Here is a 22,263-nt window from a genome sequence, read left to right on the forward strand (position 1 = left end):
AATTGCACTCAAAAGAGCAACAGACCCTAGCATAATCAAGAAAGCATGGAGTTGTAAATTCCAACAATCAGCACCAATTTGGGTTAAAGGATTAAAGATGACAGCAACTCGCCGTTCCGGTAAAAAAACTTCCAGCGCTAAAACATCAAATTCAACCGATAATATTTTTGCTCAATTTGATGTGAGCGTTGAGGACTTTAAAGCTTCTATTGTTAAACATTTACACGTAACCGTAGGTACAGACGAAAATAAAGCCAGCTCTCAAGCTTGGTGGAATGCAACGTGTGCAGCGGTAAACGAGCTAGTATTTGAACGGGTAACCCGTACCCAAAAAACGCATTATCAAAAAGATACCCGAGCTGTGCATTATTTTTCGCTTGAGTTTTTAATGGGGCGTTTTTTAAAAAATAACCTGACAAACGTTGGCCTAACTGAAATTGCCGAACAAGCATTAAATGAACTAGGTATTGACTTTAATCATGTTTGTGAAGAAGAGCCAGATATGGCTCTGGGAAATGGTGGTTTAGGCCGGTTAGCCGCTTGTTTTGTTGATTCACTAGCCACCTTAAATTATCCAGCAATTGGCTATGGCATCCATTACGAACATGGTTTATTCACCCAAGAAATTCAGCATGGCCGTCAGGTTGAAAGACCTGATAGCTGGCGCGAATATGGTAACCCGTGGGAAATTTGCCGACCAGAATCGATTCAGGAAATTCCATTATATGGTTATGTTGAAACCAAATATGATGATGCCGGAAAAATTCAAAAAGAATGGCATCCGGGTCGCATCATTAAAGGTGTGCCTTGGGACATTCCGGTCGTAGGTTATGGTGCAAATACAGTTAATATTTTGCGTTTATGGGAAAGCCGAGCTTCTAACTTTTTTAACTGGGATGTATTTAATGCTGGTGGTTATTTGGATGCGCAGGTCGAAAACGTTCAAGCCGAAACCATTTCTAAAGTATTATACCCAAATGACAATACTGATGCAGGTAAAGAGCTGAGATTAATTCAGCAATACTTTTTCTGTGCTTGTTCAATAAAAGATATTATTCGCCGTTATAAACGGGCGCATGGTAATGACTGGAGCAAATTTGTTGAGCAGGTTGTTATCCAATTAAATGATACGCATCCGGCAATTGCAATTCCTGAGTTGATGCGCATTTTGATTGACCGAGTAGAGCTTGATTGGGATACCGCATGGGGTATGTGCCAGCAAATTTTTGCTTATACCAACCATACTCTATTACCCGAAGCGCTTGAAAAATGGTCAGTACGTTTATTTGAAAAAGTATTACCACGCCATTTAGAAATTATTTACGAAATAAATAGCCGCTTCCTTGAAAATATAGTTGAACAGCATTTCCCTGATAATGACGAGATTAAGCGTAAGTTGTCAATTATCGAAGAAGGCAGCGAAAAAATGGTGCGCATGGGGAATCTTTCGGTTATCGGTAGCTTTAAAGTTAACGGCGTTGCACAAATTCACTCTAAGTTGGTTAAGTCTGATTTATTTCCAGAGTTTGACCAAATTTGGCCGGATAAATTTACCAATGTGACCAATGGGGTGACGCCAAGACGCTGGTTAAAATCCTGTAATCCAAGATTAGCTGGATTAATTTCTGAGTATGTTGATTTAGATTGGCCGGTGCATTTAGATAAATTACAGGCATTAAAATCTTTAGCGGAAGATAAACAATTTGCAGATAAATACATGCAGATTAAATTAGAAAACAAACAAGATTTAGCCGCGGTTATTAAAGAATTAACCGATATTGAAGTCGACCCAAATGCTTTATTTGATATTCAAATCAAACGATTGCATGAATATAAACGCCAGCAGCTTAATTTAATACATATTATGGCGCTTTATCGTCGTCTGCTACAAAATCCAGATTATGATATGCCAAAACGCGTCTTTATTTTTGGCGCAAAAGCCGCACCGGGTTATTACATGGCAAAAGAGATTATTTATGCAATTAATAAAATTGCAGACAAAATTAATCATGATGAGCGGATTAAAGACAAATTAAAAGTTGTCTTTTTACCTAATTATCGGGTTTCGCTAGCTGAAAAAATGATCCCTGCGGCTGATGTATCAGAGCAGATTTCATTGGCTGGTAAAGAAGCATCCGGTACGGGTAATATGAAGCTGGCTTTAAATGGTGCTATTACAATTGGTACTTTAGATGGTGCTAATATTGAAATTGCCGAAGAAGCTGGCGACGATAATGTTGTTATTTTTGGTCTTGATGTTGATCAAGTAAAAGAGCTTAAAAATCAAGGTTATAATCCGTGGGATTATTATTATGCTAACGCAGAAATTAAAGCGGTTTTAGACTGGTTTGATACCGACTATTTCACTCCGGGTAAACCGGGTGAGTTAGCTGAAATTAAGCGTAATTTACTCGACTATGGCGATAATTATTTAACACTGGCTGATTTCGAAAGTTATTCTGATGCGCATAAAAAAATTGATGCTTTATATCAGGATAAAGCCAAGTGGGCAAAAATGGCGATTATCAATACCGCGACTATGGGTAAATTTAACTCTGATCGCTCAATTCAGGATTATGTAAATAATATCTGGTCTTTAGGCGAATGTAATATTGGTTAAAGATACTTTGAATTGCATTATAAAAAGAGCGGTTTTAAACCGCTCTTTTTGTTTAGAAAAATCATCTAAAGGCTCATTATGTCTGAATTAATCACGGTTTTATTACTCACCTTAATGGCTGGACTGGCTATGCCGCTGGGCGGATTATTAGCCTGTATTGAACACATCCGCCCGTGCTGGCTCGAAAACGAGTTAAGGCACGCCATTATTGCATTTGGTGGTGGCGCATTGTTAGCTGCTATTGCACTTGTGCTGGTGCCGGATGGAATTAAACATTTAAGTTTAATTCCCGCGGTCGTGTTTTTTTTATTAGGTGGGCTTGGCTTTATGTTGCTGGACATTGCCTTATATAAATTTAATACACCAGCCAGTCAGTTAGCGGCTATGTTATCTGACTTTTTGCCAGAATCTATCGCTCTGGGAGCTGCATTTGCAATGGGTGGGAATACCGGTATTTTATTGGCTATTATCATCGCTTTACAGAACTTACCAGAAGGTTTTAATGCTTATCGTGAATTAAAACAGGGCAGTCACTTTAGCGGTACACGCATTATTTTGTTATTTACCTTATTAGCGTTAGCCGGACCTGTGGCTGGTTCCATTGGTTATTTTTATCTTGCTGAGCAAACTCAAATTTTAGCCGGTATTATGTTATTTGCTGCTGGTGGTATTTTATATTCGGTATTTCAGGACATAGCGCCACAAGCCAAACTGGATAAACACTGGCTGCCAACTTTTGGTGCTGTGCTGGGTTTTACATTAGGTTTAGCTGGCTATATAGTCACAAACGGGTAAATTTCATTTCTAAAAAACTAAAACCATACTAAAACAAAAGATAAATTTATGACTCAACAACATATTTTAATTACTGGCGCATCTTCTGGTATTGGCCGTGAACTGGCCATTATCGCAAGCCATGCGGGTTTTAAATTAAGCTTATGTGGCCGTAATCAGGATAAGTTAAATACCACATTAAGTGCTTTAAAAGCAGATTCTCAGGTTTTTTCAGACAGTTTTTGTGTAACAGATTTAAACGCCTGCAAACAATTTGTGCAGCAAAGTGAAGCTAAATTTGGGACTGTTGATATTTTAATTAACTGCGCTGGATTAAATAGTGCAAGAGGTCAGGGTGACGAAATCGACTTAGCTGATTTAGATTGGATGATGAAAATCAATTGTTATGCTCCAATTGCCTTTATGCAGGCGGTATTGCCAAAAATGAAAGCACAACAGCAAGGCAGTATTTTAAACGTGTTATCGACTGTTTGTTTATACGCTAACCCCGGTATTTCTGCCTATACAGCCTCAAAAACGGCGATTGATGCCTATACCAAAGTAATGCGTAAAGAGCTTAAAGCTTCACATATTAAAGTTTTATCAATTTACCCTGGCGGGGTTGATACTGAATTTAGAGCGGCTCAGCGTCCGCAATACCTAACTGCTTATGCGGTGGCTAAAGCGTGTTTTCAAATGTTGGATTCAGATCAAAATACACATATTCATGAGTTGGTGCTTAGACCTGAAGTTGAAAATAATTTTTAAAAAATGAATAAGCCTAAATTAAACTGATTGTTTTTAATTATGAATTATCGCTAATATAAAAAATAAGTTAATCAATTAGATAAAATATTCTGCTGGTGGTTTTTGCGTTTGGCCAAACCGCTAGCATTAATATAATGATAAGACAGCATTAGCTGTCTAAACAAAAAACAAAACAAAGGAATTGCAATGAAAAAATTAATTACCCCTCTTTCAATATCTACTTTATTTTTTACAAATCTAGCTTTTGCCGATTACCGAGTAGAGGCTAAATTTTACGAGGAAAACCAGTTAGTCAGTGCGCCTAGTTTAGTTGTAAAACCGGAAGTTGAAGCATTAATCAATTTAAAAGATGAATCAACTTTTTCAGTTGTCGCTAAAGAGGTGAATTCAAACATTGTTCATTTAAACTTTAATCGTCAATACAAAAACCAGAAAATGTCGCTGTCTACATCTGTTTTGTTAAATAAGGAAACCACACTTAATATCAATGGCAACACTGTTTCTATTTTAATTTCAGAAGTCAGTAGCTAAAAAACTTAAAAGCAAAATGCAGAGCGGGTTAAAAATCGGCAGGATACCCGCTTTAAAAGGATTAAACCGACATTAGCTGACACCAAGGTCGGTTTTTAGTTCAAGCTCGCTAAGTTTATTATGTGCAGTTCAGATTATTTAGGTAACTGAATACAAACCGATAAACCCGTTGGTTTAATATTTTTAGCGTTAATTTTGCCTTTATGCCGGTTAATTGCTTTTTGCGCTATAGCTAAACCTAAACCAGTTCCGCCGGAGTTTCTTTCTCTGGCTTTAGCAACCCGATAAAATGGCGTAAAAATTTTATCGATTTCAGATTCATTTACCCCCGGCCCATTATCGATAATATTAATTTGAATATTATCCTGTCCCTCGGTCAATTTTATTGCTATTTCTCCCTGATTTGGGCTGTACTTAATAGCGTTACGGATAATATTTTCAAGCGCTGTATTCAGCAGCATCGCATCGGCTGTTAACAGACAGGATTGAGGTAAATCAGCCATTAGTTTTATTTGTTTTTGTTCAGCTTCTAATTCGGCCGAACGAATAATACTTTTTAACAGCAAGCTGAGATCGTGTGTATCTAAATCCAGCGCTAACTCTTCGTTTTCAAGCCTTGCTAGTCTAAGCACATTAGAAATCATTTCATCTAGCTTATGAATTTCGCTTTCAATTCGGTTAAGTTGTTTTTCGCAATCATGTGGGTTTTTAATGGCCAGTGCCAGTGCTAATTCTAAACGGGTTAGGGGCGTTCGTAATTCGTGTGATACATCGCCCAACAAACGTTTATGTAATTCAAACTGAGTTTCAAGCTTTTCGGCCATATTGTTAAAATCACGCGCTAAATCGCCAATTTCGTCATGGCGTTTAGCTATTTTATCAATTCTGTGGCTTAAATCGCCCCCCGCTAAAGCGTGGCTTGAGTTACGTAATTTACTAATTGGTACACTTAAATTCCGGGCTATGAGCCAACAGGGAATAATAGTAACTAAAGCGGCTAATAATAACTTTAAGCTCTCTGGCATGCGCCATAATAATTTATAAAACTCATTTCTGGATTTAACTTTGTAGGCAATAAATAAGCTGTAAGTATTGTTATTATCCGTGATGGAAACCGGACCTGTTAATAAAAACTTATCTAACCTAACCTGTAATTTTTTATCGGCAATTGCCAAATGGGTGAGTTTTCGTTCCGGTATGTCTTTGGGTAAATGTTTTGGAAATAAAGTATGTTTGCTGTTTTCGGCTTTTAAAATATAAAAGCGACTGCGTGAGTCACCTTGCAGGCGTTTCAATTTTTCAATTAAATCCCGGTTTGGTCTTTCGGTGAGTTTTTTTTCTGCATATTCAAGCTGGGCAACTTGAAAACCATCTGCCGGTTTTACCCCTTCAATTTGTGATAACTGATCGCTGACAAATAATACCAACCAGATAAGAATCACTACCGATCCCCAAAACCCTAAAAACAGGCGACCAAATAAATGGTTAAATGGATTTAATTTACGAATAGAAAAAGACGACTTCATACTTTTACTCGGTTTCAATTAATAAACGGTAACCTGCGCCACGCACAGTTTTAATCTGAATATTGGGATCGCCTTTTAGTTTTTTCCGTAAATTGCTGATATGCATATCTATACTGCGATCAAATTGCATTAAGTCGCGGCCAAGTATTTCTTTACTGAGCGCCTCTTTGCTAATTAATTGGCCTAAATGTTTGAACAAATAAACTAAAAACTGATATTCGGTGCCGGTTAATTCAATTTCCTGATGATCGAGCTGAACGCTGTGGCTGTTATGATCTATGGTAACTTTACCCAATTGGCTGTAGCTTTGATTATTTTGCTCGTTAGCATATTCAAAACGGCGCAATATCGCTTTTATCCTTGCTAATAATTCACGATGGTTGAAAGGTTTAGGCAGGTAATCGTCCGCACCCAGTTCTAATCCTAAAATTCGGTCAAAATCGTCACCACGAGCGGTTAACATTAGTACCGGTGTTTTAGAAAACTGACGGATTCGTTTTAATGTTTCAAATCCATCAATGCCGGGCAGCATGACATCTAATAAAATTAAGTCGATATTCTGTTGTTTTAGCTTGTCTATTCCAATCAGGCCGGTTTCAGCGGTATCGCAAATAAGTCCGTCTGTACTTAAATATTCTGCTAATAGTTCAGACAATGAAAGATCATCTTCGATAATCAAAATCTGTTTATTCATTACTGGTTTGACTCACTAATAACTTAATTTGACTTCATTTTCTAATAAGGTACTTTTTCTTATAACAGCGCGAATTCAACGTAATTATAAAGGAAAACAACCACTAGAAAGTAATTTGTATATCCAGAGTTAACTATACCTGCGTATCTATAGGACGCAACGAATTTACGCTACCTTTACACTTTGCTTTCAGATTCTTTGAATTGTTTTAGTTAGACTTTAGCTGTACTCAACAAATTTTGAGTTTTTATCGCGAATAATAAAGGTGACTAAAATGACAATATTTAAACATTCTACAAAAGCAGTTGCAGCGGTTGTGTTATCAAGCATGTTATTAGGTGGGGTTGCTTACGCTAAACATGATGAACATAAACGAGGCGGGTTTGGTGGCAAGCACCAAATGCATAAATTATCCCGAGTGTTAGATTTAACTGATGAGCAAAAAACACAAATCAAAGCGATTTTTGAGCAGCATAAAGCTGATAAACAATCGGGCGATAATCAGTTAGCTAAAGATTATCACCTTGCTTTAACTGAATTAACTTATAGCCAGAATTATTCTGATCAGGCTGTACGTGATCTTTATTTACAGTATCAGGATGTGTTTGTTGAAAAAACAGTGAAGCGCGCTAATTTAGAGCATCAAATAAACGCGGTATTAACACCAGAGCAAATTGAAAAGAAAAAAGCATTAAAAGCTAAGTTTGATCGCAAAAAGCGTGATGGTAAAGATCGCGACCGTAAAGATCGTCAGGCAAAAGAATCAGAATAAGCTGGTCCGCTCTGCCGTTTAAACTGGTAGATAACAGAGAAAATACATGAGCTAAAAAGGCAAACTCTGAGTTTGCCTTTTTTCTTTTAGTTTTATGCTGATAAATACTTTTCTCATCCTAAAAGCTAAGTTACTCTACAAATATTATTATCTTATTTATTGGTTTGCATGGATAAATTACCTAGTTTACGTAACTTACAATATTTAATTAAATTACATGAGCTTAAAAGTTTTAATAAAGCGGCAGAGGCCTGTTTTGTCAGTCAGTCAACATTAAGCTCTGGGATTCAAAACTTAGAAGATCAGCTTGAAGGACAGTTAATTGAGCGCGATCATAAATCGTTTGTATTTACTCAGTTAGGCGAAGAGCTGGTTGATATGGCCAAAAGTATTGTGCAACAGGCTTCAGAGCTAAAAGCTTGCGCCACTGCACGTCAATCACCTATGTCTGGATTAATTAAATTAGGCTGTATTCCAACCATTGCGCCGTTTTTATTTAAACCAGTATTTGCCGCTTGTCGCGAAGAATATCCTGAGCTGAGATTACAGTTGATTGAAGATACTACCGAAAACTTATTAACTTTGCTGGAATCGGGTGAAATTGATTGTGCATTAATGGCATTACCGGTTGATATTAATGGATTTCATTCTAAATTTTTGGGGCAAGATAAATTTTGGTTAGCGGCTCATAAGCAATACCAGCAAGCGAATCAGGATAATTTTAGTTATGACAATCTGCCGGATGAGAGCATCTTTTTATTACAATCTGAGCATTGTTTAACTCAGCATGCGGTTTCGGCTTGTCAGCTCGTTAATCGGGCTAAAATCAGCACTATGTCGGCTACCAGTTTGCACACTTTGGTCTCTATGGCTGAATGTTTAAAAGGGGCGACTTTTGTACCGCAAATGGCATTAAGTGCCGGATTATTAGAAGAATCTGATTTAGTATTATTGCAACCAACGGCTGAAGCTGCCAGCCGGGATATTGCTTTGGTTTGGCGACAAACAACCCGTAGAGCAAAAACATTTAGTTTGTTTTCGGCGTTAATTACCGAACAACTTAATACCAAGTAATTCTGTTAGAACCAAAAAAGCCGGAATATTCCGGCTTTTTTATTTGAGCATAATGTCAGCAATTATTCACTTGGCTGAGTATAAATTTGGCTCAGTCTGTCGATAAAACGGGTGAGTTCTGCTGACATTAACGTAAAGTCAGCATCTAAGCGGGCTAACTTATCTTCATCTGTAATATCTTCGTTTTGCTCTTTGATTACATCACTAAATTTAATTCGTTTAATTGATAAATCATCAGCCAAAATACAGCTTAGGGTTTCATCCCAATCAACTGCGATTTTTGTTACTTGTTTTCCGTTATTTAAGTGATTTTGTAAATCATCTGAGTCTAGGCTTAAATTTTTAATGCGCAGTGTGCCTTCATCTTCAGCAAAATCTTTTAACTCTACCTCTGTGCCTAATGTAAAATCACTCGGGTGATCGCCACGCATCCACTCTGTAAAGGTAAACATAAGCGGTGTTTCTGTATCTAGCGGAACAACCGGTAAACTACCTAAACATTTACGTAAATAAGCGGTTAGTTCTTCTGCTTTATTGGCACTGGACGCTTCAATCACAATAAATCCGGCTTTGAGTGCAATAAATGCATTACAAAATGAAGATTTACTAAAGGCTTGCGGGAGCAGGGTGTGGATTAGCTCTTCTTTAATATTTTGTTTTTCTTTGCCTTTAACTTTTCGGCCTTCTGCATCTTCGATTTCTTTTAATTTTTCTTCAAGCAATTCACGAACAACCGCAGCAGGTAAAACTTTTTCCTGTTTTTTCAGAGTGACTAACAAAAAGTCGCCTGACTTATGGGTTAAGCTGGCTGACTTTTCGCCAAGCGCTGGTGTCCAGCCAATACTTTGCATATCGGTTTTGCCGCAAGGTTTAAACGTAAAAGCCTGTAGCTTTTCTTCGATTTGTTCTGCGCTAAATTCTAAATCTTGGCTAAATTGATAAAAAAAGGCGTTTTTGAACCACATAATTTTATTTATTCCCGGTTAATTTTATTTTGTCATCATACTTAATTTGTTGATTGGCTGCACTTATCATTCAGTGCAATGACGATGTTTTCACATAAGTAAGTCTAATTTTAGATTCAGCTTTACTTTTCTGATTTTGGATAAGCTTCAATTATCAGATCAGATTTTGGTGTGCAACAACATGGCAGGATTTCACCACGGCGAACAAATGCCAGAGGCTCTTTTGGGTAATGTACATCACCCTCAACTAAAACGGTTCGACAGGCCCCACAATAACCATCCCGACAATGGTAATGAACGGTTAAATCGAGAGATTCTAAATAATCAAGCAGGCAGTTTTTATCTGCCGCCAGATAATCGGTTTGAATAACTTTGTATTTTATTGGGTCTGACATTTGAGCTGTTTAATTACAGCTCAAAGTCGTCAAAGTCATCAGTGTTGACTTCGCTGTCAATTTGACCAACAAGGTAAGAGCTAATTTCTGCTTCTTGCGGTGCAACCTGAACATTGTCGCTGATCAACCAAGCATTAATCCAAGGAATTGGGTTTTGCATGGTTGGGAATACGGCTGGTAAACCAATCGCCATCATGCGGGTATTGGTAATGTATTCAACATATTGGCATAAAATATCTTCGTTAAGACCAATCATTGATCCGTCTTTAAACAAGTATTTAGCCCATGCTTTTTCTTGTTCGGCTGCAGTTCTGAAGATTTCGATCACTTCTTCACGGCATAGTAGGGCAATTTCCGCCATCTCAGGATCATCCTGACCATCAGCCATGATATTGAGCATGTGTTGAGTGCCGGTTAAATGTAAGGCTTCGTCGCGGGCAATTAATTTAATAATTTTTGCGTTACCTTCCATTAATTCGCGCTCTGCAAAAGCAAAACTACAGGCAAAACTAACATAAAAACGAATAGCTTCTAAGACGTTTACAGCAGCAATACAAAGGTAAGTTAACCGCTTTAGCTCATGCATTGATACGGTAACTTCTTCGCCCTCAACCTCAAATGTGCCTTCACCTTGAGTATGGTAAATCTGAGTTGCTTGAATTAATTTGTCATAATAATGCGAGATGTCATGTGCGCGTTTTAAAATTTCTTCGTTAACCACAATGTCATCAAAAATCACACTCGGCTCATTTACAATATTACGGATAATATGAGTGTAAGAGCGGCTGTGAATAGTTTCACTGAATGCCCAAGTTTCAATCCAAGTTTCTAACTCAGGTAAAGAGACTATTGGTAATAAAGCCACATTCGGTGAACGGCCTTGAATACTATCTAATAAAGTCTGATATTTCAGGTTACTTAAAAAGACATGGCGTTCATGCTCTGATAATTTTTGGAAATCACCACGATCTCGGCTAACGTCCACTTCTTCTGGCCGCCAGAAAAAGCTCAGTTGTTTTTCAATCAGGCGTTCAAATATAGGATGCTTTTGTTTGTCATAGCGAGCTACATTGACCAGATTGCCAAAAAACATGGGTTCATTCAGATAATCAGTATTATTTTTATTAAACGTTGTGTAACTCATAAGGTTTGATATTTCTCTTAACAAAGCAGCAGGCCGTTATGTTGTAACGGCCAGATAGGTTAGAACTTATATTTTACATGCACCGCCAGCACAATCATCGTCGGCTGGTGTTTCTTTTTGCGGATCTTCCGCACCGTCACGGGTGTTATGATAATACAATGTTTTCACACCCAGTTTATAAGCGTACAGTAAATCTTTTAATAACTGTTGCATTGGAACGCGGTTATTCGGGAACTTGCTTGGATCATAATTGGTATTAGCAGAAATTGTCTGGTCGATAAATTTCTGCATAATAGCAACTAGCTCTAAATAACCTTTGTTTGACGGAATTGTCCAAAGCAATTCATAGTTATTTTTTAAATTTTCGTAATCAGGTACAACTTGACGCAAAATGCCGTCTTTACTTGCTTTTATACTCACATATCCACGCGGTGGTTCAATACCATTAGTCGCATTTGAAATTTGAGATGAAGTTTCAGATGGCATTAACGCAGATAAGGTTGAGTTACGTAAGCCATGCTCAACGATATCTTTACGTAAAGTTTCCCAGTCAAGGTGAAGCGCTTCATTACAAATGGTATCAACATCTTTTTTGTAGGTGTCGATTGGCAAAATACCCTGAGCATAAGTGGTTTCATTAAATTTAGGGCAAGCACCTTGCTCTTTTGCTAATTCATTTGACGCTTTTAATAAATAATATTGAATCGCTTCAAATGTTTTGTGGGTTAAACCATTGGCACTGCCATCTGAATATTTAACGCCGTTTTTAGCTAGATAATAAGCAAAGTTAATCACACCTATACCTAATGTACGGCGATTAATACTTGAATTTTGGGCAGCCGGAATTGGGTAGTCCTGATAATCTAATAAACAGTCTAATGCGCGTACAGCTAACTGAGCTAGCTCATCTAATTCGTCTAAGCTATTAATTGCACCTAAGTTAAATGCAGATAATGTACAAAGTGCAATTTCTGCTTCAGGATCATTTACATCATTTAAAGCTTTAGTTGGCAGCGCAATTTCTAAACATAAGTTACTTTGTTTAATTGGTGCAACCGTTGGATCAAACGGACTGTGTGTATTACAGTGATCCACATTTTGTAAATAGATACGACCAGTGCTGGCACGCTCTTGAGCAAATAAACCAAATAACTCAGTTGCTTTTACTTTTTTCTGGCGAATTGATGGGTCGTTTTCGTATTTTACATACAACTCTTCAAACTTAGCCTGATCAGCAAAGAAAGCATCATATAAACCCGGTACATCACTTGGGCTAAATAAAGTGATAGAGTCATTTTTTAATAATCTTTGATACATTAAACGGTTAAATTGCACACCATAATCTAAATGACGAACTCGGTTGTCATCGACACCACGGTTATTTTTTAAGACCATTAATGATTCAACTTCCAAATGCCACAGAGGATAAAACAGGGTAGCAGCACCACCACGTACTCCACCTTGAGAGCAGCTTTTTACTGCGGTTTGGAAATGTTTATAAAACGGAATACAACCGGTATGGAAAGCTTCACCACCTCGAATTGCACTACCTAAAGCTCGAATATTACCGGCATTAACCCCAATCCCAGCACGTTGGCTAACGTATTTAACAATTGCGCTTGAAGTGGCGTTAATCGAGTCTAAGCTGTCGCCACATTCAATTAATACACATGAGCTAAATTGACGGGTTGGCGTACGAACACCAGACATAATTGGCGTTGGTAACGAAATTTTAAACTTAGAAATCGCATGGTAAAAACGCTCAATGTAATCCATACGAGTATGAGCTGGGTATTTAGCAAATAAACACGCTGCAACCAAAACATATAAAAACTGAGGGCTTTCATAAATATCACCGGTAACTCGGTTTTGCGCTAAATATTTACCTTCTAGCTGTTTTACCGCGGCATAAGAAAAGTTGAGATCTCGGCTATGCTCGATAAACGCATCCATTTGTTCAAATTCAGCCTGACTAAAGTCAGTTAATAGATGGGTATCGTATTTACCAGCTTCACATAACTTAACCACATGCTGATAAAGCGCAGGTGGCTCATACTGGCCATAAGCTTTTTTACGTAAATGGAAAATCGCTAAACGCGCAGCTAAATATTGATAATCAGGCGATTCTTCAGAGATTAAATCAGCAGCAGATTTAATAATGGTCTCGTGGATATCTTCAGTCTTTATGCCATCGTAAAACTGAATGTGAGATTTCATTTCAACCTGTGAAACAGAAACATTATTTAAGCCTTTGGCAGCCCAGGTAATTACCTTGTGCATTTTATCCAAATTAAGCGGCTCTTTTTGACCATTACGTTTAGTTACTAAAAGCTGATCTGTCATGCTAATTTTCAATCCTGTTTTTGTAGTTATCTTTCTGCTGATTAATTTTTGAATCAAGTGTCTAAATTTTCTGCTGCTGATCTGTGCAACACAACATCTAGGGACAGAAATGAGATTTGACACAAGATAATGAGGTTTTGGTATGAAAGCAAGCCAAGTTTTTAAGTAAAAATCGTCATATTTTAAGTTAGGAAAAATAGGTTAGTGGATACTAACTTCTTAAATTCTGAAATAATTAAATATCTCACTTTTCAATGATCAAAAGTGAGATTAAAAAATTAAATTTTAATGAATTTTTTTGTGCTGAAAATCAGGCTAAAAAAGCACACAGAATTTAAGGTTTTTATTGCTTGCGAATAATTAATCTACAATCTGATTTTTTTATGAACTAAGCTCAAAATGTTGCTTAATTTAATCCAAATAGTTGACTGTATTATCTGTTAATCAAATTGTGCTGATTAATAACTCAGTTAGTTCATCTGGCTGTTCTAAAATTAAATCGGCCTGCCACTGGTTAACCGGAATAACATCTTGAGTATAACCCCAGTTAGCAACAATACTGAGCATGTTAGCTCGGTTGCCTGCTTCTATATCGCGTTTAGCATCACCAACATACCATGCATTGTCTGGATTAATTTGCATTTTTTCGCAGGCAAATAATAATGGCTCCGGATTTGGCTTTCGCATGGGGAGAGTATCGCCGCTCACATTAATTTTTGAGCTGGTTAATTCAGGATAAAAGGTAACTAAACTGTCGGTTAAAAAAGCCGGTTTATTGGTCACAATAGCCCAAGGGATGTGTGCATTATCTAGAGTATTAAGGCAGGTTTTAATACCATTAAATAATTGGGTATAACGGCTAATATTGATTTGATAATATTCAAGTAACTGTAAGCGCAAAGGCTCAATTTCAAACTGTTCAAACTGCTCCGCTAACCCTAATTTTAATAAACCCATTGCGCCATGAGAGGCGACTGGCTGATATTCCTGATAGGTTTTTAGCGGCAAGTTTAAGCCGTTTAAGACATGGTTTAAGGCTTCACCAAGATCCTGAGCTGTATCTAATAATGTACCGTCTAAATCAAATAAAACGCCGGCTGGTTTTGTTAAATTTTTTGCGCACATAAAATATAGTTCACTCCCGGATCTGAATTAACTTTGAATGATTTAGTTAGTGGATTGAAATGAATACCATTTAATTTGGTGACTTTTAAGCCGCATGCTTCAATCATATTAATAAGCTCGCTCGGACGTAAAAACTTATTAAAATCATGTGTGCCTTTAGGCACTATATTTAATAAATATTCAGCTGCCACTATCCCTAATAAATAGCCTTTAGCAGAGCGATTTAACGTAGATGCAAATAAATAACCACCGGGTTTAACTAATTCGCAGCATGCTTGAATAACTGATTTAGGGTCGGGTACGTGCTCAAGCATTTCAAGACAGGTGACAATATCAAACTGTGCCGGGTGAGTTTGAGCGTAAGGCTCAATTGTGGTGTGTAGATAATCAATGTGCAATCCGTCTGCTTTCGCATGTAATTTGGCGACATCAATTGAATCGGGCGCAGCATCTAAACCTGTAACTTGTGCACCTTGTTTGGCCAGCGCTTCGCTTAATATACCGCCGCCACAACCAACATCTAACACTTGCTTACCGAATAACCCGCCAGCATGTTCTGCAATATAATTTACCCGGGTTGGATTCATTAAATGTAGGGGGGCAAACTCCCCGTTTAAATCCCACCATAAATGGGCAATTTGATTAAATTTATCGACTTCCGTTTGATCTATATTCGACACGTTCAGTTAACTCCGTGATTATCATTATTTGCCATTATAAAAACTTATATTGGGTGAACAAGTAGCTTTGTTAAATAAGCGGATAAAAATCAAATTTCTGATTGTTTTTTAAACATTTTAGTAAGTTATGAATTTTTCAATGGTATGCGCTGGTGAATGTGGTAGAATCGCGGATTAAAAAATGATTAACGATAAAATCATTTACCCAAAACAAGTATTACAAAGTAGGGAATAATCCTGTTTATGAGCGATTTGGCAAAAGAAATTCTTCCAATCAATATCGAAGATGAATTAAAAAATTCTTACCTTGATTATGCGATGAGCGTCATTGTAGGCCGTGCACTTCCGGATGTGAGAGACGGTTTAAAACCTGTACACAGACGTGTACTTTTTGCAATGAATGAGCTGAAAAATGATTTTAACAAGCCGTATAAAAAATCTGCTCGTATCGTTGGTGATGTAATTGGTAAATATCACCCGCATGGTGATAGTGCTGTATACGATACCATTGTACGTATGGCGCAGCCGTTTTCATTACGCTATATGCTGGTTGACGGACAAGGTAACTTTGGTTCTGTTGATGGTGATTCAGCCGCTGCAATGCGTTATACCGAAGTGAGAATGGCAAAAATTGCACATTCTTTATTAGCCGATCTTGAAAAAGAAACCGTTAATTTTTTACCTAACTATGACGGTACAGAACAAATTCCTGAAGTATTACCAACCCGAGTACCTAACTTATTAGTTAATGGTTCATCTGGTATTGCGGTTGGTATGGCAACGAATATTCCACCACATAACTTAACTGAAGTCATTGGTGGGTGTTTGGCTATGATCGAAAATCCAGATATTTCAATTGAAGAGTTGATTGAAATTATTCCAGGTCCGGATTTCCCTACTGCTGCAATGATTAGTGGACGAGCTGGTATAGAGCAAGCTTATCGTACCGGCCGTGGTAAAATTTATTTAAGAGCGCGCGCTGAAATTGAAGTGGCAGATAATGGTCGTGAAACCATTATTGTGACTGAAATTCCTTATCAGGTTAACAAAGCTCGCTTAATTGAAAAAATTGCTGAATTAGTTAAAGAAAAACGAATCGACTCTGTCTCTGCATTACGTGATGAATCTGATAAAGATGGTATGCGTATTGTGGTTGAGGTAAAACGCGGTGAGTCCGGCGAAGTTTTATTAAATCATTTATATTCGTTAACACAAATGCAGGTCGTTTTTGGTATTAACATGGTTGCGCTGGATAATGGCCAACCACGTTTATTTAATTTAACCGATACTTTAAAAGCCTTTTTGAATCACAGACGTGAAGTGGTGACTCGCCGAACCATTTTTGAATTACGTAAAGCGCGTGAGCGTGCGCATATTCTTGAAGGTTTAGCAATTGCACTGGCGAATATCGATCCAGTTATTGAGTTAATTAAACGCTCACCAACCCCAGCAGAAGCAAAAGAAGGCTTGATTTCAACAGCTTGGGATTTAGGTGATGTTGCCAGTATGCTTGAGCGAGCGGGTACAGATGCAGCGCGCCCTGAGTGGCTTGAAGCGTCTTATGGTATTCGCGATGGTCAGTATTATTTAACTGAGCAACAAGCTCAGGCTATTCTTGAGTTAAGGCTACACAGATTAACCGGCCTTGAGCACGAAAAAATCTTAGATGAATACAAAGCATTATTAGAAGAAATTGCTGAGTATTTACACATTTTATCTAGCTCAGTTCGATTAATGGAAGTGATTCGTGATGAATTAATCGCTATTCGTGATGAGTTTGGTGATGAGCGTCGCACTGAAATTACCGCTGCGGCACACGATATTAACATGGAAGATTTGATTGCAGAAGAAAATGTAGTCGTGACTTTATCTCACGAAGGGTATGCTAAGTATCAGCCGTTAACTGAATACGAAGCGCAGCGTCGTGGTGGTAAAGGTAAAGCTGCCGCGAAAATGAAAGATGATGATTTTATTGAAAAATTATTAATCGCCAATACGCACGATACCATTTTATGTTTCTCAAACCGTGGTCGTTTATATTGGTTAAAAGTATATCAACTGCCTTTAGCTAGCCGAACCGCGCGTGGTCGCCCAATCGTTAATTTACTACCGCTAGAAGAAAACGAAAGAATTAGTGCCATTTTACCTGTACGTGAATTTGAAGATGATAAATTTGTCTTTATGGCAACTGCAAATGGTACGGTTAAAAAGACAGCGCTTAAAGAATATTCACGTCCGAGAGCGAGCGGTATTATCGCGCTTAATTTAAATGATGGCGATCACATGATTGGTGTTGATATTACTCATGGTGATAGCGATATTATGTTGTTCTCTGATGCTGGTAAGGTTGTTCGTTTTAACGAGCAACAAGTTCGCCCAATGGGGAGAACTGCAACTGGTGTAAGAGGGATGAAACTGGACGACGGCCAGCATGTTGTTTCGATGATAGTACCGCATAATGATGGTGAAATCTTAACTGCAACAGAAAATGGTTTTGGTAAACGTACACCATTAGAAGACTATCCAGCAAAAAGTCGTGCGACTATGGGGGTTGTCTCTATTAAGGTGAGTGAGCGTAATGGCGCGGTTGTTGGTGCTGTTCAGGTCACTGAAAATGAAGAAATTATGTTAATTAGTAACAAGGGCACTTTAGTCCGTACCCGAGTTGCTGAAGTGTCAGTTGTCGGCCGTAATACTCAAGGGGTTCGATTAATTCGTACCGCTGAAAATGAACTGGTTGTTGCACTACAACGTATTGATGAAATTGAAGATGATGAAGTATTGGCCGAAGCATTAAATGATGAGGCGACTGAAACTTCAGAAAGTTCTGCTGTAGAGAGTGAAGAAAATAACGATGAGTAATCCTGTATACAATTTTTGTGCAGGTCCTGCGATGCTGCCAAAAGATGTTATGCTGGCAGCACAGCAAGAGTTTGTTAACTGGAGTGGGCAGGGGTGCTCTGTAATGGAAGTCAGCCACCGAAGTGCTGATTATCTGGAAGTTGCGAATCAAGCCGAGCGTGATTTACGTGAATTAATGAATATTTCTGACGACTATGCTGTGCTATTTATGCATGGTGGTGGTCGCGGGCAATTTGCTTCTGTACCATTAAATATTCTACCTGAAAATGGTATTGCAGATTATATTTTGACCGGTTCTTGGTCTCAATCAGCCCTAACTGAAGCGCAAAAGTTTGGCAAAATTAACTTGGCAGCCGATTGTTATAAAAATAATGGTTTAGGCTCTGTTTTGCCACAGGCAGATTGGCAGTTATCTAAAGACGCAGCTTATGTACATTACTGTCCAAATGAAACCGTTGACGGTATTGAATTTGACACCATTCCAGAGGTTGAGAAGCCTTTAGTGGCAGATATGTCATCGTGTATTTTATCGCGTGAAATTGACGTGAATAAATTCGGTATTATTTATGCTGGTGCACAAAAAAATATCGGGCCGTCTGGTTTGGCGATAGTGATTGTTCGTAAAGACTTATTAGGTCGTGCACGCTCAGTTACACCATCGATATTTGATTACACTCTGCAACTTAAACATGAATCTATGTTTAATACACCACCAACTTATGCATGGTATTTAGCTGGTTTAGTATTTAAATGGCTAAAACAGCAAGGTGGTGTAAAAGCGGTTGAGCAAACTAACATTGCTAAAGCCGAGCTTTTATATAATTTTATTGATAATAATGAGTTTTACGAAAATCGAGTTGAAACTCGTTATCGCTCTCGCATGAATGTACCTTTTTATCTTAAAGATGAAGCTTTAAATGCAGCATTTTTAGCAGAGTCAAAAGCACAAGGTTTATTAGCGCTTAAAGGTCACCGCTCTGTTGGTGGTATGCGTGCGAGCATTTATAACGCTATGCCACTAGAAGGTGTGCAAGCTTTAGTTAACTTTATGCAGGATTTTGCAAAAAGAAACGGTTAAGCAATAGCAAAAATACAAAGAGGTTAGGGATGGCGGATCAAGTTCCAGTCATAACAATTGATGGTCCTAGCGGTGCTGGTAAGGGCACGGTTAGTAAAAAAATTGCTGATAAATTAGGTTGGCATTTTTTAGATAGTGGTGCGATATATCGGGTTTTAGCGCTAGCTACCATTCACCATGATATAGATCCTATGGATGAAGAGTCAGTTGTACCATTAGCATCTTATTTGGATGTGCACTTTAAGTCTTCAGCCGACGGTTCTACAACCTTAGTGATTTTAGAAGGTGAAGATGTATCTGGCGACATTCGCAATGAAAAGGTTGGCGCTGTTGCCTCTAAAGTTGCAGCATTACCGAGAGTACGTGAAGCGTTATTAAGACGTCAGCGGGCTTTTAAAGAAGCTCCGGGCTTAGTTGCTGATGGTCGGGATATGGGCACAGTTGTATTTCCAAATGCACAAGTTAAGGTTTTTTTGAACGCTTCTGCGCAAGAAAGAGCAAAAAGACGTTATCTACAGTTGAAAGATAATGATCCTAGCGTTAAAATTGAACATCTTTTAGCCGATATTCAGGCTCGGGATGAAAGAGACAGCAATCGTAGTGTTGCGCCTTTGATTCCGGCTGAAGATGCGCTGGAAATAGATTCTACTCTTATGAGTATTGATGAAGTGGTTGAACAGGTTTTTGCTTACATGCAGCAAAAATTAGGTTCTTAAACTTTAGTTAACGAATTTTGCCACTAAAATTTTTTAGTGCTGGAAACCGGAATAAGGATGACGCCGGTTATTTTAAACAACCCTGGGTTATTTGGATTTGACTCGGATTATTTATATATAAGTAAACTTTATTTATGACCGAAAGTTTTGCACAGCTTTTTGAAGAAAGCTTAAATGAAATCGAAACACGTCCTGGTGCCATCGTTAAAGGTACTATCGTTGCTATTCAGAAAGACGTTATCTTAGTTGACGCTGGTTTAAAATCTGAAGCGGCTATTCCTGCTGAGCAGTTCTATAACGCCCAAGGCGAAGTAGAAGTTAATGTTGGTGACGAAATTGATGTTGCACTAGACGCTGTTGAAGACGGTTTCGGTGAAACAATTCTTTCTCGTGAAAAAGCTAAGCGCCATGAAGCTTGGATTCGCCTTGAAAAAGCTTGCGAAGACAGTGAAACGGTTACTGGTTTAATTAGCGGTAAAGTAAAAGGTGGCTTCACTGTTGAAGTTGAAGGTATCCGTGCATTCTTACCTGGTTCTTTAGTTGACGTTCGTCCTGTTCGTGATACTACTTACCTAGAAAATGCAGAATTAGAATTCAAAGTTATCAAACTTGATCAAAAGCGTAACAACGTAGTTGTTTCTCGTCGTGCTGTTATCGAGCAAGAAACAAGTGCTGAGCGTAGCGAATTACTTGCTAACTTAGACGAAGGTCAAGAAGTAACTGGTATCGTTAAGAACTTAACTGACTACGGTGCATTCGTAGATTTAGGTGGTCTTGACGGTCTATTACACATTACAGATATGGCTTGGAAACGCGTTAAGCATCCTAGCGAAATCGTTAATGTGGGTGATGAAATCACTGTTAAAGTGCTTAAATTCGATAAAGATAAATCACGTGTATCTTTAGGTCTTAAGCAATTAGGTAGCGATCCTTGGGCTGAGTTAGCAGCTCGTTTCCCTGAAGGTGCTACTTTAGAAGGTCGTGTTACTAATTTAACTGACTATGGTTGTTTTGTTGAAATCCAAGAAGGCGTTGAAGGTTTAGTTCACGTTTCTGAAATGGATTGGACTAACAAAAACATCCACCCATCAAAAGTTGTTAACTTAGGTGACAACGTTCAAGTTATGGTACTTGAAATTGATGAAGAGCGTCGTCGTATCTCATTAGGTTTAAAACAATGTAAACCTAATCCATGGGAAGAGTTTGCTAAAAACTACGCGAAAGGCGATCAAGTTAGCGGTAAGATCAAATCTATCACTGACTTCGGTATCTTCATTGGTCTTGACGGTGGTATCGATGGTCTTGTTCACTTATCTGACATTTCTTGGAATGTTACTGGTGAAGAAGCCGTTCGTAACTACAAAAAAGGTGAAGAACTGACCGCTGTTGTTCTACAAGTAGACGCAGAGCGTGAGCGTATTTCACTAGGTATCAAACAAATTGATGAAGATCCTTTCACTAACTACCTGACTGCAAACAAAAAAGGTGCTATTGTTAGTGGTAAGGTTACCAGTGTTGACGCGAAAGGTGCAACTGTTGAATTAGCTGACAGCGTTGAAGGTTACATCCGTGTTGCTGATATCTCACGTGAGCGTGTAGAAGATGCATCAACTGAATTAAACGAAGGTGATGTGGTTGAAGCTAAATATATTGGCGTAGATCGTAAAAACCGCGTAATCAGTTTGTCTATCAAGGCAAAAGATGAAGCTGACGAAAAAGCTGCTGTAGAATCTGTTAATAAACAACAAGATGCTGCAGTATTCAGCAATGCAATGGCTGAAGCGTTCAAAAACGCACAAAAAGGCGAATAATATCGCTTGGGAGTAGATTATTTCTACTCCCTTTCTTATACCTTTGTTATACTTTGGTAACCTAATCGTGTTGATTAACCGGAGTATATAATTATGACAAAATCTGAATTGATTGAACTAATGGCAAACAAACAGCCTTCTGTACCGTTAAAGGAGATGGAAGCGAGTGTTAAAGAATTGCTTGAATATATGTCTCAATCCCTTTCTACTGGTGATCGCATTGAAATTCGCGGTTTCGGTAGCTTCTCTTTGCACTACCGTGCACCACGCACTGGACGAAACCCAAAAACAGGTGAAAGTGTTGATTTGACTGGTAAATATGTTCCTTATTTTAAACCAGGCAAAGAAATGCGCGAACGTGTTAACGAAAGCATTCAGTAAATCC

At 38.2% G+C, this 22,263-nt stretch carries 19 protein-coding genes; 11 read left to right on the forward strand and 8 right to left on the reverse strand.

What is annotated here, in order from left to right; translation table 11 throughout:
• Positions 1 to 97: 97 nt before the first annotated feature.
• The 4 genes from N7931_RS02405 (at position 98) to N7931_RS02420 (ending at position 4,693) form a co-directional block, all read left to right on the forward strand.
• On the forward strand, positions 98 to 2,620 hold the full coding sequence (locus N7931_RS02405; RefSeq protein ID WP_262791668.1) for a glycogen/starch/alpha-glucan phosphorylase: 2,523 nt from the start codon (positions 98 to 100) through the stop codon (positions 2,618 to 2,620).
• 78 nt (positions 2,621 to 2,698) lie between these two features.
• Positions 2,699 to 3,415 (forward strand): ZIP family metal transporter, encoded by a 717-nt coding sequence (locus N7931_RS02410; protein WP_262791669.1) that lies wholly within the window; start codon positions 2,699 to 2,701, stop codon positions 3,413 to 3,415.
• A gap of 48 nt (positions 3,416 to 3,463) precedes the next feature.
• The gene (locus N7931_RS02415) at positions 3,464 to 4,162 is read left to right on the forward strand and encodes an SDR family oxidoreductase (protein ID WP_262791670.1); all 699 of its coding nucleotides are present in this window, start codon (positions 3,464 to 3,466) and stop codon (positions 4,160 to 4,162) included.
• 186 nt (positions 4,163 to 4,348) lie between these two features.
• On the forward strand, positions 4,349 to 4,693 hold the full coding sequence (locus N7931_RS02420) for a hypothetical protein (RefSeq protein WP_262791672.1): 345 nt from the start codon (positions 4,349 to 4,351) through the stop codon (positions 4,691 to 4,693).
• Between the two features lie 134 nt (positions 4,694 to 4,827).
• On the opposite strand, the gene N7931_RS02425 is transcribed toward N7931_RS02420, so the two are convergent.
• Both N7931_RS02425 and N7931_RS02430 read right to left on the reverse strand, forming a co-directional pair.
• Positions 4,828 to 6,219: an ATP-binding protein gene (locus N7931_RS02425; RefSeq protein WP_262791674.1), complete on the reverse strand. Its 1,392-nt coding sequence runs from the start codon at positions 6,217 to 6,219 to the stop codon at positions 4,828 to 4,830.
• Between the two features lie 4 nt (positions 6,220 to 6,223).
• The gene (locus N7931_RS02430) at positions 6,224 to 6,913 is read right to left on the reverse strand and encodes a response regulator transcription factor (protein WP_262791675.1); all 690 of its coding nucleotides are present in this window, start codon (positions 6,911 to 6,913) and stop codon (positions 6,224 to 6,226) included.
• A 274-nt stretch (positions 6,914 to 7,187) separates the two neighbouring features.
• On the opposite strand from N7931_RS02430, the gene N7931_RS02435 reads away from it, so the two are divergent.
• Both N7931_RS02435 and N7931_RS02440 read left to right on the forward strand, forming a co-directional pair.
• Positions 7,188 to 7,685: a Spy/CpxP family protein refolding chaperone gene (locus tag N7931_RS02435; protein ID WP_262791676.1), complete on the forward strand. Its 498-nt coding sequence runs from the start codon at positions 7,188 to 7,190 to the stop codon at positions 7,683 to 7,685.
• 168 nt (positions 7,686 to 7,853) lie between these two features.
• Positions 7,854 to 8,759 carry a hydrogen peroxide-inducible genes activator gene (locus tag N7931_RS02440; protein ID WP_262791678.1) on the forward strand — a complete coding sequence of 302 codons (906 nt, stop codon included), beginning with the start codon at positions 7,854 to 7,856 and terminating at the stop codon, positions 8,757 to 8,759.
• 62 nt (positions 8,760 to 8,821) lie between these two features.
• Here the strand turns inward: N7931_RS02440 and rdgC are convergent, their stop codons facing one another.
• From rdgC to ubiG, 6 genes are all read right to left on the reverse strand, one after another.
• The gene (gene rdgC / locus N7931_RS02445) at positions 8,822 to 9,724 is read right to left on the reverse strand and encodes a recombination-associated protein RdgC (RefSeq protein WP_262791680.1); all 903 of its coding nucleotides are present in this window, start codon (positions 9,722 to 9,724) and stop codon (positions 8,822 to 8,824) included.
• 122 nt (positions 9,725 to 9,846) lie between these two features.
• Positions 9,847 to 10,119 (reverse strand): class I ribonucleotide reductase maintenance protein YfaE, encoded by a 273-nt coding sequence (gene yfaE, locus N7931_RS02450; protein WP_262791681.1) that lies wholly within the window; start codon positions 10,117 to 10,119, stop codon positions 9,847 to 9,849.
• 13 nt (positions 10,120 to 10,132) lie between these two features.
• Positions 10,133 to 11,263 (reverse strand): class Ia ribonucleoside-diphosphate reductase subunit beta, encoded by a 1,131-nt coding sequence (nrdB, locus tag N7931_RS02455; protein ID WP_262791682.1) that lies wholly within the window; start codon positions 11,261 to 11,263, stop codon positions 10,133 to 10,135.
• Positions 11,264 to 11,329: 66 nt separating this feature from the next.
• Complete coding sequence (nrdA, locus tag N7931_RS02460) at positions 11,330 to 13,606, reverse strand: class 1a ribonucleoside-diphosphate reductase subunit alpha (RefSeq protein WP_262791683.1); 2,277 nt, start codon at positions 13,604 to 13,606, stop codon at positions 11,330 to 11,332.
• A 444-nt stretch (positions 13,607 to 14,050) separates the two neighbouring features.
• Positions 14,051 to 14,731, reverse strand: a complete 681-nt coding sequence (locus N7931_RS02465; protein WP_262791685.1) for an HAD family hydrolase — start codon at positions 14,729 to 14,731, stop codon at positions 14,051 to 14,053.
• Positions 14,713 to 15,411 (reverse strand): bifunctional 2-polyprenyl-6-hydroxyphenol methylase/3-demethylubiquinol 3-O-methyltransferase UbiG, encoded by a 699-nt coding sequence (gene ubiG, locus N7931_RS02470; RefSeq protein WP_262791686.1) that lies wholly within the window; start codon positions 15,409 to 15,411, stop codon positions 14,713 to 14,715. Before ubiG ends, N7931_RS02465 begins: the two co-directional genes overlap by 19 nt.
• 243 nt (positions 15,412 to 15,654) lie before the next feature.
• Between ubiG and gyrA the strand changes: the two genes are divergently transcribed.
• The 5 genes from gyrA to N7931_RS02495 all read left to right on the forward strand — a co-directional run bounded on the left by gyrA (position 15,655) and on the right by N7931_RS02495 (position 22,259).
• On the forward strand, positions 15,655 to 18,273 hold the full coding sequence (gene gyrA, locus N7931_RS02475; RefSeq protein WP_262791688.1) for a DNA topoisomerase (ATP-hydrolyzing) subunit A: 2,619 nt from the start codon (positions 15,655 to 15,657) through the stop codon (positions 18,271 to 18,273).
• Entirely contained in the window at positions 18,266 to 19,351 is a 1,086-nt protein-coding gene (gene serC / locus N7931_RS02480) for a 3-phosphoserine/phosphohydroxythreonine transaminase (RefSeq protein WP_262791690.1), read from the forward strand. The genes gyrA and serC overlap by 8 nt, the downstream gene beginning before the upstream one ends.
• Before the next feature lie 29 nt (positions 19,352 to 19,380).
• On the forward strand, positions 19,381 to 20,067 hold the full coding sequence (cmk, locus tag N7931_RS02485; RefSeq protein WP_262791691.1) for a (d)CMP kinase: 687 nt from the start codon (positions 19,381 to 19,383) through the stop codon (positions 20,065 to 20,067).
• Positions 20,068 to 20,201: 134 nt separating this feature from the next.
• Positions 20,202 to 21,878, forward strand: coding sequence for a 30S ribosomal protein S1 (rpsA, locus tag N7931_RS02490; RefSeq protein WP_262791692.1), 1,677 nt, complete (start codon positions 20,202 to 20,204; stop codon positions 21,876 to 21,878).
• A gap of 93 nt (positions 21,879 to 21,971) precedes the next feature.
• Positions 21,972 to 22,259, forward strand: a complete 288-nt coding sequence (locus N7931_RS02495) for an integration host factor subunit beta (protein WP_262791694.1) — start codon at positions 21,972 to 21,974, stop codon at positions 22,257 to 22,259.
• Positions 22,260 to 22,263: the final 4 nt, after the last annotated feature.

This window comes from Catenovulum sp. 2E275 (genome assembly GCF_025515275.1).
In the GTDB taxonomy this organism is placed as follows: Bacteria; Pseudomonadota; Gammaproteobacteria; order Enterobacterales; family Alteromonadaceae; genus Catenovulum.

What these genes read in the sequence shown, in the direction of transcription:
- N7931_RS02440 (WP_262791678.1), top strand. Translation starts at nt 7,854, where the DNA reads ATGGATAAATTACCTAGTTTACGTAACTTACAATATTTAATTAAATTA.
- N7931_RS02495 (WP_262791694.1), top strand. Translation starts at nt 21,972, where the DNA reads ATGACAAAATCTGAATTGATTGAACTAATGGCAAACAAACAGCCTTCT.
- N7931_RS02410 (WP_262791669.1), top strand. Translation starts at nt 2,699, where the DNA reads ATGTCTGAATTAATCACGGTTTTATTACTCACCTTAATGGCTGGACTG.
- nrdA (WP_262791683.1), bottom strand. Translation starts at nt 13,606, where the DNA reads ATGACAGATCAGCTTTTAGTAACTAAACGTAATGGTCAAAAAGAGCCG.
- gyrA (WP_262791688.1), top strand. Translation starts at nt 15,655, where the DNA reads ATGAGCGATTTGGCAAAAGAAATTCTTCCAATCAATATCGAAGATGAA.
- N7931_RS02465 (WP_262791685.1), bottom strand. Translation starts at nt 14,731, where the DNA reads ATGTGCGCAAAAAATTTAACAAAACCAGCCGGCGTTTTATTTGATTTA.
- cmk (WP_262791691.1), top strand. Translation starts at nt 19,381, where the DNA reads ATGGCGGATCAAGTTCCAGTCATAACAATTGATGGTCCTAGCGGTGCT.
- nrdB (WP_262791682.1), bottom strand. Translation starts at nt 11,263, where the DNA reads ATGAGTTACACAACGTTTAATAAAAATAATACTGATTATCTGAATGAA.
- rpsA (WP_262791692.1), top strand. Translation starts at nt 20,202, where the DNA reads ATGACCGAAAGTTTTGCACAGCTTTTTGAAGAAAGCTTAAATGAAATC.
- N7931_RS02405 (WP_262791668.1), top strand. Translation starts at nt 98, where the DNA reads ATGACAGCAACTCGCCGTTCCGGTAAAAAAACTTCCAGCGCTAAAACA.
- yfaE (WP_262791681.1), bottom strand. Translation starts at nt 10,119, where the DNA reads ATGTCAGACCCAATAAAATACAAAGTTATTCAAACCGATTATCTGGCG.
- N7931_RS02420 (WP_262791672.1), top strand. Translation starts at nt 4,349, where the DNA reads ATGAAAAAATTAATTACCCCTCTTTCAATATCTACTTTATTTTTTACA.
- N7931_RS02425 (WP_262791674.1), bottom strand. Translation starts at nt 6,219, where the DNA reads ATGAAGTCGTCTTTTTCTATTCGTAAATTAAATCCATTTAACCATTTA.
- serC (WP_262791690.1), top strand. Translation starts at nt 18,266, where the DNA reads ATGAGTAATCCTGTATACAATTTTTGTGCAGGTCCTGCGATGCTGCCA.
- N7931_RS02430 (WP_262791675.1), bottom strand. Translation starts at nt 6,913, where the DNA reads ATGAATAAACAGATTTTGATTATCGAAGATGATCTTTCATTGTCTGAA.
- rdgC (WP_262791680.1), bottom strand. Translation starts at nt 9,724, where the DNA reads ATGTGGTTCAAAAACGCCTTTTTTTATCAATTTAGCCAAGATTTAGAA.
- N7931_RS02435 (WP_262791676.1), top strand. Translation starts at nt 7,188, where the DNA reads ATGACAATATTTAAACATTCTACAAAAGCAGTTGCAGCGGTTGTGTTA.
- N7931_RS02415 (WP_262791670.1), top strand. Translation starts at nt 3,464, where the DNA reads ATGACTCAACAACATATTTTAATTACTGGCGCATCTTCTGGTATTGGC.